Genomic DNA, 10,533 nt, shown 5'->3' on the forward strand with positions numbered 1-10,533 from the left:
CCCGCGGCGCCGCGGGCCCCGGAGGGCCCCGGGGGCGGCCGGCCTCGCAGACGTCGAGTCCGGCCCGGAGCCCGAGGCCGAAGCCGCCGCCGGGGCACCGGCACGGCCCGCGGCGAAGGGCGCTCCGGAGGGCCCGGCGGAGCCCAGGAGTACTTCGGCCCGGGCTGGGAAGGTAACGGCCCGCCACCACGCTCCACCCCACCCGACAGGAGTCCGCATGACGATCGCCCACCGCACCCTCGGCACCGGCGAGCACAAGGTCCTGGTCCTGCACGACTGGTTCGGCACCAGCGCCGCCTGGGGCCCGTTCCTCGACTACCTCGACCCGGAGGCCTTCGGCTACGCCTTCCTCGACTACCGGGGCTACGGCGAACGGCTGGACGTGGAGGGCGAGTTCACGCTCGCCGAGATCGCCTCGGACGCGTTCGCGCTGGCCGACCGGCTCGGGTGGGACACCTTCTCCGTCGTCGGCCACTCGATGGGCGGCAAGGCCGCGCAGCGCATCCTCGCCGAGGCGCCCGGCCGGGTGCGCAAGCTGGTCGGCGTGACGCCCGTGCCTGCGAGCAGCTACCCGCTGGAGGGCGACGCGTACGACCTCTTCCACGGCGCCGCGCAGAACCCGGCCAACCGACGGGCCATCCTCGACCTCGTCACCGGGCAGCGGGCCAACCCCCGCTGGCTCGACGCGATGACGGCCCGCTCGGTGGCCGGCTCCCGGCCGGAGGCCTTCGCCGCCTACCTGGCCGACTGGACCACCCAGGACTTCGCGGCCAAGGTCGCGGGCAGCCCGCTGCCGGTCAAGGTGTTCGTCGGCGAGCACGACCTCGCCCTCACCGCCGAGGCGATGCGCGGCACCTGGCTCACCCACTACCCGCAGGCCGAGCTGGAGGTCCTGCCCAACTCCGGCCACTACCCGATGTACGAGATCCCGGTGGCCTTCGCGAGCGCCCTGGAGGCGTTCCTGCGCGCCTGAGCGCCGCGCACGGCATCATCGGAGGAATCGGACGGACCGGGAGCGACAACCACCGAGCGGGGAGCGAGCGATGGCGGACGGGCACTTCGAGGTACGGGCGATCGGCCGGGTGGAATCACCGCTGCTGGACCGCTCCGGCGCGCCCCGGCAGGGCGACGAGGGCGGGCCGGAGGCCTGGCTGGCGTTCGACCCCGCGGTGGAACGCGCCCTCGCCGACCTGGCGGTCGGGCAGGAGGTCCTGCTGCTCACCTGGCTCGACCGGGCGGACCGCGAGGTGCTCGCCGTCCGCCCGCGCGGGGAGCGCTCCCGGCCGGAGACCGGAGTCTTCGCCACCCGCTCCCCCGACCGGCCCAACCCGATCGGCCTGCACCGCGTCACCATCCTCGCGGTCGACGGCCTGCGGATCCGCGTGAGCGGTCTCGAAGCCGTCGACGGCACGCCGGTCCTGGACGTCAAGCCCGTCCTGGCCCGGCGGGACGAACGCTAAGCAGGGCTTGGTCAGAGCGGCACCACGAGTCCGACGCCCTCGGCCGCGACGGCGACGGCGTAGTCGAAGAACGCGGCCTCGTCCCGGACGCTGTCGTGGGTGCGGCTGAACACCTGGAACACCAGCAGGCCGATCAGGCCGCTCCACAGGACGATGCCGCGCTCGACGACGTCGGAGAACGGCTCCCCCGGCGCGCCGCCGAAGAGCTCCAGCGCCTCCGGGCGCAGCAGCGGCGGGCCGGGGACCTTCCGTGCGGGCGGGGTCAGTTCGCCGGCCTCCAGGGCCTCGCGCACGATCGCCGCCAGCACGGCGGGGGTGCGCGACGCGGCCGGGACGGTCTCCTGCGGGGCGTGGTAGCCGGGGACGGGCGAGCCGTAGACGAGGGTGAACTCCTCGGGGTGGGCGAAGGACCAGCCGCGCAGTGCGCGCGTCACGGCGAGGAGCCTCGCGCCCGCGGATTCCCCGGCGTCCCGGGCGGCGCGGTCGGCGTCCTCCATCGCGGCGCCGGAGGCGTTGTAGGCGTCGAGGATCAGCGCGGTGAGCAGGTCGTCCCGCTGCGGGTACACCGCCTGGACGTCCGCGAGGGCCGGCCCGGCTGCGGCGACAGCCTCCAGGGTCAGCCCTGCGGCGCCGAGTTCCCCGAGGAGGCGGCGCGCGACGGCCTTGGCAGTGACGGCGTGTGATGCGGAATCAACCATGGCCGCACCCTACCCGGCGGTCGTCCGGGGAACGGCGGTCGGGTCACGGACGGGGCGAGGAGGCCGGGAGGAGCGCCCTCCAGTCACTAACCGGCCTGCCGGGCCTGCTTGCGGTAGTGGTCGAGGATGTCCTGCCGGAGCAGATGGCCGAAGCCCGCGCCTTCGAGGCGCAGGGCGAGTTGGGGCGTGGTGAGGCCCAGGGCGGCGGCGGTGTTCGCGAGGTGCCAGTCGTGGGCGGCCAGGCGGGTCAGGAGGTGGCCCCGGCGGACCTGGGCCTCGGAGAGGCGGAAGGTCTTGAGGTAGGCGAGGCGGCCGGTGTCGTCGGTGACGGCCTCGCCGATGTGGTTCTCCTGCTTGGGGCGGAAGTCGGGGAGGAAGCGGGAGAGGGTGAAGCGGGACATCCGGTAGACGGTCTGCGCCCGGTAGTCGGCGTCCAGGAGGCCGTCGGCCATGGTCGTGGTGTGGAAACGGGACCAGGCGCGCTCCTGCTCGTCGACGGCGGTGCGCAGGTCGGCGAGGGAGCGGACGGAGGTCGTGCTCAGGTCGGCCCGGAAGTCCGGGACGGGGGCGGCGTAGGTGGCGTAGTGGTGGACGAGTTCGCCGTACAGGTCGAGGAGCAGGCTGCGGTGCAGGGCGCGGTAGTCGTCCGGGTGCGGCAGCACGAACGCGGCGGCGAGGGCGTCGGCGACGTACACGGCGACGCCGCACTGGCCGGGGTGGATCTCGAACACCCGCAGGGCGTCGGCGAGTCCGCGCACCTGGTCGCCGCTGTAGGCCTCCTCGGCACGCGGTGACAGGCCACGCCGCAGGGCCTGCTGGGACCACTGCTCCCACGCGATGGTGGGCCCGCCGAAGTGCAGGGCCAGGTAGCCCTCCAGGGCGAGGTGCAGGGGCAGGAAGCGCAGCCGGGTGCGGCTCTCGCGCTTGGCCATGCGGCGGGGCGGCTGCAGCCGGAGGCGTTCGGGGGCGGTGTCGCCGCCGGGGCCGGTGAGCTGGGTGCCGTACGCGGCCGCGGGCGTGCCGTCGCGGGTCCAGTCGGCGACGAAGCCGTGGGGGATGTAGGAGGTGTAGGCGGTGCGCCGGCCGACGGCGATGGAGGCGTACTCGCGGTCGTACAGCTCCTGGTGCAGGCGCAGGTCGGCGATCGGCTCGTCGCGCACGAGCGGGACGAGCCGCACGCCGCCCCACACCTGGGCGGGCCGGGTGTCGAGGCCGGCCGGGTCGATCCGGAAGGCGGTGGTCGTCATCGGGCCTCCCCGGCCGCGAGGAAGCGGGCGGTGCACGCCGCGAGGTGGGCGGTGAGTTCGGCGAGGTCGGTGCGGCCCTCGGCGAAGCGCGCGAACTCCACGAGGGCGGGCAGGTCCTCGGCGTCGCGCAGTCCGGCGGTGGGGACGGTCGGGGCCAGGCGGCGCACGTCGAAGCCGTCGGCGTCGAAGACGGGGTTGAGGTGGACGATGCCGGTGCGCCGCTCGGGGTCGAGGCGGGTGCGCCAGACGCGCAGGACCTCGGCGGCGAGGCCGGGCGGGGCGTTGTCCCAGCCGTCGGAGACGATCACGAGGCGCTGCGGGGGTTCGGGGGCGGCGTCGAGGGCGTCGAGGATGCGGCGGCCGAGCGGGGTGGGTCCGTGCGGGTGGGCGAGGAGGGCGTCGGTGCGGCCGCTGGTCCAGTGGGCGGTGTAGTCGGCGGCGAGGGCGTCCAGGAGGAAGTGGCACGCGAGGGCGACGGCCAGCGGGCGGCGGCGCTTGACGCCCGAGCCGTACGCCGAGAAGGAGTCGTCCAGGACGGCCGCGACCCGCCCCCACGTGCCGGCCTGCGCTCCGGCGGCGCGGCGGGCGGCGGTCCGCAGGGCGTCGGTGAGTTCGGCGCGGCGGGCCGTGCGGTCCTCGGCCGGCAGGGCGAGGACGTAGGTCGCGAGACGGGTGAGCGGCATGCGGGCGAGGTCGGTGCCGACGGTGGCGCCGCGGCCGCGGGCGGACTCCTGGAGGCGCAGCCGTTCGAGGGCGGTCATGCGGGGGGCGATGCGGTCGAGGAACGCGCCGCGCGGGATGCCGTGGCGGTGGGCGAAGCCCTCGGCGACGGTGTAGGGCAGTTCGTAGAGGGCGCCCTGCTCGTAGTGGGCGCGGCGCCAGGCGTCGAGGAGCGGCGTGCGGTAGGGGGCCCGGGCGGCGGCGGGGGCGAAGAGGAAGGCGCCGACCTCGTCGTGGCCGGGGCGCAGGTGGGTGTGGCGCAGGGCGCGCTTGAGGCCGGCGCGGTACTTGACGGCGTCGAGGGCCTGGTCGGGGCGGGCGGCGAGCCAGTCGCGGAGGATGGCGCGGGTGCGGCGGTTGTTGACCTTGCGGCGGCGCAGTTCGGCGATGAGCCGGTAGACGCGCTGCGGGGGCAGGAGGGCGAGGCGGCGGGCGATGAGCCGGCCTTCGGCGCGGCGCTGCTCGGGGGTGGCGTCGCGGGTGGTCTCCAGCAGGTGGCGGATGATGAGCGCGGCGTTGTGGTCGTTGATGTCGAGGGCGAGCGCGGCGGCGTAGGGCTCGCGGTAGTTGACGCGCACGTACTCGTGGAGGAAACCGAGCGAGAGCTGCTGCTGGTCGGCGGTGGCGTGGAACTCGCGCTGGCCGGTGGCGGTGATGGCGGCGTTGACGAACAGCAGCACGTCGTCTGCGGCGATCAGGTCGGCGTACGCGTCCATGGCCTTCCGGGCCTTCCGGCGGTGGGGGCGGGGAGGTGCCGGCCGGGGAATGGGGGCGCGAACTGCGAATCATTGCGGTAAAGGCACGTTCCGGAAGTCGCACCGGAGTCCCGCGGCCGGCCCGTCGACGCTACCAGGGCGCGCCGGGGGCCCCGGTGCCGGGGCGGGTCCCCCGGCGGGGACGGCGGGCAGGGATAATCGGGGCCGAAACGCGTGTATGTGGAGGAACAGCGGTGAACGGTGTGCCCGTCGGGGAGAGCCTGGACTATCGGGGGCTGCTGGAGGCGGCGGAGATCGCCGCGCGGGCGACGACGGGTCAGGGGCAGGTCGCGGACTACATCCCGGCGCTGGCGGCGGCCGATCCGGAGGCGTTCGGGATGGCGGTCGCGACGGTGGACGGGGAGCTGTTCGGCGTCGGGGACTGGGAGAGCCCGTTCTCGATCCAGAGCGTCTCGAAGCTGTTCAGCCTGCTGCTGGCCCTGTCGCACGGCGGGGACGGGCTGTGGCGCGGGGTGGGGCGCGAGCCGTCCGGCAACCCGTTCAACTCGCTGGTGCAGCTGGAGACGGAGCACGGGATCCCGCGCAACCCGTTCATCAACGCGGGCGCGCTCGTGGTCACCGACCGGCTGCAGAGCCTGACCGGCGACGCGTCCGGGGCGGTGCGGGAGTTCCTGCGCCGCGAGGCGGGCAACCCGCTGCTGGACACCGACCCGGTGGTGGCGGAGTCGGAGGCCGAGCACGGCCACCGCAACGCCGCGCTGGCGCACTTCATCGCGAGCCACGGCAACCTGGAGAACCCGGTCGAGGACGTCCTGCGCCACTACTACGCGCACTGCGCGATCGCGGCCAGCTGCCGGGACCTCGTGCTCGCGGGGTCCGTCCTGGCCCGGTACGGCGTGCGGGCGGACGGCTCGCGGATGATGTCGCGCAGCGAGGCGAAGCGCGTCAACGCGGTGCTGGTGACGTGCGGGACGTACGACGCGGCGGGCGAGTTCGCGTTCCGGGTCGGCCTGCCGGGCAAGAGCGGCGTGGGCGGGGGCATCCTGGCGATACTGCCGGGGCGGGCGGCGGTCTGCGCGTGGGGCCCCCGGCTGGACCAGGCGGGCAACTCGGTGGCGGCGGTGGCCGCGCTGGACGCGATGACGACGCTGTCGGGCTGCTCGATCTTCTGACGGTTCTTCGGACAGCGCGCCGACGGCCGTCGTAAGGTCGGCCCATGGTCCTTGACGCTTACCCTGCCTCCCTCGCCACCGGTCAGCGCTCCCTGGGCGATCCGGCGGTCGGCTACCCGCTGCTGCCGCCGCTCACGGAGGGCTGTCCGGAGACGAGCACGCCGGAGGTCTCGTACCCGGCCGAGGTCGACTACGCCTACGACAAGGTGGACGTCGAGGCGCTGTTCGGCCCCTCGGCGCGGTACGGGGGGCCGGCCGGGCGGGCGGGGCTGGACCGCTGGGCGCCGCTGCTGCCGCCGCTGCTCGCGCCGGGCCTCGGCGAGGGCGGCACGCCGCTGGTGGAGCTGGAGCCGGGGGTGTACGTCAAGGACGAGTCGCGCAACCCCACCTGGAGCCACAAGGACCGGCTGAACCGCTGCACGACGAGCGCCGCGGTGGCCGCCGGAGCGCCCGGGATCGTCGTCGCGTCCTCCGGCAACCACGGCGCCTCCGCGGCCGCGTACGCCGCGCGGGCGGGGCTGCCGTGCGTGGTGTTCACGGGCCCGAGCCTGCCGCCCGCCGTCGACTCGTTCCTCAACGCGTACGGCGCGGTGGTGCTGCCGGTGCCGTGGGAGGCGCGGTGGCCGCTGATGCGGCAGGTCGTCGAGCGGCTGGGCCTGCACCCCGTCAGCAACCTCACCACGACGCACACCGGGCACGCGTACGGGCCCGAGGGGTACAAGACCATCGCGTACGAGATCCACCGGGACCTCGGCGTGCCGGGCGCGGTCTTCGTGCCGACGGGGTACGCCGAGCTGCTGTACGGCGTGTGGAAGGGCTTCGTCGAGCTGGAGCGGCTCGGTGTGACGGACCGGGTGCCGCGGATCTTCGCCTGCGAGCCGGCCGCCGCCGCGCCGCTCGCGCAGGCCGTACGGGAGGGGCTGCCGGTGGCGCGCGCCGAGCGGAGGCCGACGGACGCGTACTCGATCGTCAGCACGGTCAGCGGCTACCGCGGGGTGCTCGCGGTGCGCGGCAGCGGCGGGCGGGCACTCGCCCTGGAGGACGCCCAACTGGCCGCCGCCCAGCGGGAGCTGGCCCGCGCCGGACTGTGGACGGAACTGTCCTCGGCGGCCGGGCTGGCCGGGCTGCGCGCCGTGGGGGACGTCGAGGGCCCGGTGGTCTGCGTGTCGACGTCCAGCGGCTTCAAGGACCTCGGCGTCGGATCCCGGCCGACCGCGCTCGTCGCGCCCGAGTGGGGCGAGGTGGAGCGCAGGCTCGCGGCGGCCGGGATCCGTGGCTGAACGGCGCTATGAGGTGGTGGACGGCAGGCGGGCCGCCTCGGGGAAGGTGGCCTGCCGGTAGTGGGCGTGCTCCCGGCGGAACGTGTGGCCGAGGTGGTACTGCAGCCGCAGGTGGCGGAACTGGTAGACGGCGCCGCTCTGGCGCAGCACGCCGCGCCGGTAGGCATCGTCCAGGAAGGCCGCGACGTTCCACGGCAGGCGTCCGGTCAGCGGGAGCCAGACCCGGGTCAGGACGATCCACTGACCCCAGGCGGTGAAGCCGAGCGCGTAGGCCAGGGTGCCGCCGACGCCGCCGATCGCCCCGATGTAGAGCCCGTCCGCGAGCGGCCAGTTCAGCACGCCGAGCGGGCCGCTCAGCGCGACCACGATCACCCGCCCGCCGAGCGCGATCGCGAGCGTGAACGCCGGGACGAGGACCAGCACCTGCCGGCTGACGGTGGTCCGGTTCGAGGACAGCAGGGCGACCGGGGTGGCCGCCGAGGCGGTGTCCAGCGGCGCTTCGAGCATGCTCGTGAGGCCGAAGACCGAGCCGGCCGCCGAGCCGAAGATCAGCCCGTAGACGAGCATGTTGATGAGCATGCCCACGATGACGTCGCGGTCGGTCAGCGGGACGCCGAAGTACAGCGCGTGCTGGAGCGTCTGGGCGGGCGCGGCGCCGACGCCGAGCACCGTGCCGCCGAGCATGATGGCGGCGAACCGGCCGGTGAACACCCGGACCGTGCGCGGCCCGCCGCCGTGGTGGCGGGCGAACAGCCGCAGCCGGACGTAGGTGGGCTCCAGAGCGAGGCCGCCGAAGACCGTCATGACCGCGTAGACCGCGCCGACGGCGAGGCCGGCGATGGGCCCGACGAGGACGCTCTCCAGGAGGAACCGCTCCCACTTGACCATCGGGTTGCTCCGGTAGAACACGACGAGGACCACGCCGACCAGCCACTCCGCCACGGTGACGCACAGCGCGGCGGCCAGGGCGGTCGCCAGGATCCGGGTCGGGCGGCGCACCGAGCCGCCGATCTGCCACCACGCCAGGTCGGGCCGGTCATGGCGGACGAGGTGGTCGGCGAGGTAGCCGAGCCAGCGCTCGGCGCGCTGCGCGTCCCACGTGCGCGGCGGGCGCCCGGCGACGGGATCGCGTTCGGGGGCTCGGCGGCGGTACAGGGCGGGGACGAAGCCGGCGAGGAGGTGCTCCTCCAGGGCGTGTTCGGTGGGGAAGCGCTCGCCGTCGAGGAGTTCGGCGGGTCTGCGGTCGGGGGCGTCGCTGTACATCGTCCGGGCCAGGATGACCATCAGCGGGGTGCTCAGGACGCGGGCGAGGCGCACGCCGCCGTCCGTGCGGCCGGTGCGCAGCTCCGCGAGGACGGCGTCCCAGAGGGGCTCGGGCCCGCCGGGGCCCGCGGTCACCGGGCGGGCGGTACGGGGCAGGTAGTCGGTGAGGTCCGCGGGGGTGAGGTCGGTGAGCTCGATCCCGGCGGCCCACACGAGGGGCGTGCTCGCCGCCTCGACCGCCTCCGCGAACTCGGCGCGGCGGCTGGTGAGGACGAGCGGCTGGGAGGTGTCGTTGAGCGCGTCGAGGGCGTCGCGGCGCAGGCCCTCGGCGATCTCGTCGAAGCCGTCGAGGACGGGCAGGACGAGGTCGGCGTCGATCAGCGCCGCGGCGAGCGTGCCACCGCCGGGGCCGCGGCCGACGAGATGCGGGTGGTCGCGCAGGAGCAGGTCGATCTGCCAGTCGCGCAGCGTGGTGGTGGTCGGGTCCCAGGAGCCGAGGCTGAAGACCACCGGCACGCGGGACGGGACGGCCCGGTCCCGCAGCCGGTCCAGGACGAAGCGGATCGTCAGGATCGACTTGCCGGAGCCGGCCCGGCCGAGGACCACGAGCCGGCCCGAGGGGATCTGCCCGTAGACCTCGGCCACCGAGCGGAGGTCGCCGTCGAGGTCCAGGCGGGCCGCCCGCTCGCCGGGCGCGAGGCGCTGGACGTTCTCCGGGCTGTCCATCAGGTCCTCGGGCGCGGGCCGCCAGCGCACCGGCAACGGGAACGGGTCGTGGACACGGCGCTGCTCCTCCTCGCGGCGCCAGCGGCGGCGGACCTCGCGGGCGAGCTCGTCGACGGCGTCGGCGAGGGCGGCGGGGACCGGGCGTGCGGGGGATGCGGGGGGCGCGGGCGGTGGCGGGGCTTCCGGCGGTGTCTCGGCACCGGGGTCGGGACCGGGGCCCTCGGTGATGATCGCCGCCAGCCGCTGCCGGTCCCCGGGCGAGGCGTCCAGCGCGTCCGCGATCAGGAGGACCGTCCCGAGCCGGTGGTCGGTGGAGCCGCCGCGCTCCAGCCGGCGGATCGTCCGCACGCTCACCTCGGCCTTCTCCGCGAGCTGCTCCTGCGTCAGCCCCGCCTCCTTCCGCAGTCGCCGCAACAGCGTGCCGAGTTCGTCCGTCACTCCGGCAAACCCCCATGGTCTTGCATGCTCATGTCCATCCGTGAGCCTACCGTGACGGCCGGTCACATATGGCCGGTGCCTTGTCCTGTCCCCCGACCTGCGCGGACGCCACGCTCGAAGGGTCCGCGCACAGAACGGCGACGGACGACGGACACGGCGAACGACACCTCGGAGGAAACGACATGGCGTACCGCTACTGGTGCGGCGAGTGCGGCTACCGCACGCCCTGGCTCCCGGAGTCACGGGCCGAGGAGCTGCAGATCGACCACTACGCGAGACGGCACCCGGGCGTGCCGCCCGGCGGCACCGTGGAGGCCGACCGCAAGAACCCGCAGGGCGCGTCGGGCTGCGCGGCCGTCCTCGGCGTCCTGGTCCTGCTCCTCGTGCTGGCCGCGTCGTGCCGCCGCTGAGCGCGGGCCGCGCCGAGGTGTCGGTCTCGGATCCGGGCGAGCTGCGCCCGTTGCGCAAGCACCTGCGCAGGGTCCCGGGGCTGGAGGTCGAGGAGACCGGCACGGCCGGGGAGACCGGCGCCGGCGCGGACCGGCCCGCCGACGCGCTCCGGGTGCTGGCCGTCGGCCGCGGCGCCCTCGGACGGGCGGTGCGGACGCTGCCGGCCTTCCTCCGCACCCGCCGCGGCGCCGTCACCGTCACCGTCCGGGCCCGGGACTGGACGGTCACCCTGCACCCCGACGACCCCACCGCCGACGGCCCCCCCCCCGCCCGGCCCACCGTCACGGAACTGGCCGCCGCCCCGGGCGCCCGGTGGGCCGCGCGGGGGGGGGCGCGGGGCTGGGCGCCCCCGGGGGGGGCCCC

General features: G+C 75.4%; 10 protein-coding genes. 6 read left to right on the plus strand and 4 right to left on the minus strand.

The features are described 5' to 3' along the window. The first annotated feature begins 217 nt into the window (after positions 1-217). Both ACFV4G_RS37935 and tsaA read left to right on the plus strand, forming a co-directional pair. Positions 218-973 carry an alpha/beta fold hydrolase gene (locus ACFV4G_RS37935; protein ID WP_380447156.1) on the plus strand — a complete coding sequence of 252 codons (756 nt, stop codon included), beginning with the start codon at positions 218-220 and terminating at the stop codon, positions 971-973. 70 nt (positions 974-1,043) lie between these two features. Continuing rightward, positions 1,044-1,460 carry a tRNA (N6-threonylcarbamoyladenosine(37)-N6)-methyltransferase TrmO gene (gene tsaA, locus ACFV4G_RS37940; RefSeq protein WP_380447158.1) on the plus strand — a complete coding sequence of 139 codons (417 nt, stop codon included), beginning with the start codon at positions 1,044-1,046 and terminating at the stop codon, positions 1,458-1,460. Between the two features lie 11 nt (positions 1,461-1,471). Here the strand turns inward: tsaA and ACFV4G_RS37945 are convergent, their stop codons facing one another. The 3 genes from ACFV4G_RS37945 to ACFV4G_RS37955 all read right to left on the minus strand — a co-directional run bounded on the left by ACFV4G_RS37945 (position 1,472) and on the right by ACFV4G_RS37955 (position 4,841). After that, on the minus strand, positions 1,472-2,158 hold the full coding sequence (locus ACFV4G_RS37945) for a TetR-like C-terminal domain-containing protein (protein ID WP_380447160.1): 687 nt from the start codon (positions 2,156-2,158) through the stop codon (positions 1,472-1,474). Between the two features lie 86 nt (positions 2,159-2,244). Beyond that, positions 2,245-3,405 carry a hypothetical protein gene (locus tag ACFV4G_RS37950; RefSeq protein WP_380447162.1) on the minus strand — a complete coding sequence of 387 codons (1,161 nt, stop codon included), beginning with the start codon at positions 3,403-3,405 and terminating at the stop codon, positions 2,245-2,247. Further along, entirely contained in the window at positions 3,402-4,841 is a 1,440-nt protein-coding gene (locus ACFV4G_RS37955; RefSeq protein ID WP_380447164.1) for a hypothetical protein, read from the minus strand. The genes ACFV4G_RS37950 and ACFV4G_RS37955 overlap by 4 nt, the downstream gene beginning before the upstream one ends. Before the next feature lie 260 nt (positions 4,842-5,101). Between ACFV4G_RS37955 and ACFV4G_RS37960 the strand changes: the two genes are divergently transcribed. Both ACFV4G_RS37960 and ACFV4G_RS37965 read left to right on the plus strand, forming a co-directional pair. Beyond that, positions 5,102-6,013: a glutaminase gene (locus ACFV4G_RS37960; RefSeq protein ID WP_380447176.1), complete on the plus strand. Its 912-nt coding sequence runs from the start codon at positions 5,102-5,104 to the stop codon at positions 6,011-6,013. A 44-nt stretch (positions 6,014-6,057) separates the two neighbouring features. Next, complete coding sequence (locus tag ACFV4G_RS37965; RefSeq protein WP_380447166.1) at positions 6,058-7,293, plus strand: pyridoxal-phosphate dependent enzyme; 1,236 nt, start codon at positions 6,058-6,060, stop codon at positions 7,291-7,293. 6 nt (positions 7,294-7,299) lie between these two features. Here the strand turns inward: ACFV4G_RS37965 and ACFV4G_RS37970 are convergent, their stop codons facing one another. After that, on the minus strand, positions 7,300-9,720 hold the full coding sequence (locus ACFV4G_RS37970) for a helix-turn-helix domain-containing protein (protein WP_380447168.1): 2,421 nt from the start codon (positions 9,718-9,720) through the stop codon (positions 7,300-7,302). A 182-nt stretch (positions 9,721-9,902) separates the two neighbouring features. Here ACFV4G_RS37970 and ACFV4G_RS37975 point away from each other — a divergent pair, with 182 nt between their 5' ends. Then, positions 9,903-10,130, plus strand: coding sequence for a hypothetical protein (locus ACFV4G_RS37975; RefSeq protein ID WP_380447170.1), 228 nt, complete (start codon positions 9,903-9,905; stop codon positions 10,128-10,130). Next, on the plus strand, positions 10,118-10,533 hold a 416-nt coding region (locus tag ACFV4G_RS37980), incomplete at its 3' end, for a hypothetical protein (RefSeq protein WP_380447172.1). The genes ACFV4G_RS37975 and ACFV4G_RS37980, both read left to right, overlap by 13 nt.

This window comes from Kitasatospora sp. NPDC059747, assembly GCF_042732955.1.
Classification (GTDB): Bacteria; Actinomycetota; Actinomycetes; order Streptomycetales; family Streptomycetaceae; genus Kitasatospora.

What these genes read in the sequence shown, in the direction of transcription:
- ACFV4G_RS37935 (WP_380447156.1), top strand. Translation starts at nt 218, where the DNA reads ATGACGATCGCCCACCGCACCCTCGGCACCGGCGAGCACAAGGTCCTG.
- tsaA (WP_380447158.1), top strand. Translation starts at nt 1,044, where the DNA reads ATGGCGGACGGGCACTTCGAGGTACGGGCGATCGGCCGGGTGGAATCA.
- ACFV4G_RS37945 (WP_380447160.1), bottom strand. Translation starts at nt 2,158, where the DNA reads ATGGTTGATTCCGCATCACACGCCGTCACTGCCAAGGCCGTCGCGCGC.
- ACFV4G_RS37950 (WP_380447162.1), bottom strand. Translation starts at nt 3,405, where the DNA reads ATGACGACCACCGCCTTCCGGATCGACCCGGCCGGCCTCGACACCCGG.
- ACFV4G_RS37955 (WP_380447164.1), bottom strand. Translation starts at nt 4,841, where the DNA reads ATGGACGCGTACGCCGACCTGATCGCCGCAGACGACGTGCTGCTGTTC.
- ACFV4G_RS37965 (WP_380447166.1), top strand. Translation starts at nt 6,058, where the DNA reads ATGGTCCTTGACGCTTACCCTGCCTCCCTCGCCACCGGTCAGCGCTCC.
- ACFV4G_RS37975 (WP_380447170.1), top strand. Translation starts at nt 9,903, where the DNA reads ATGGCGTACCGCTACTGGTGCGGCGAGTGCGGCTACCGCACGCCCTGG.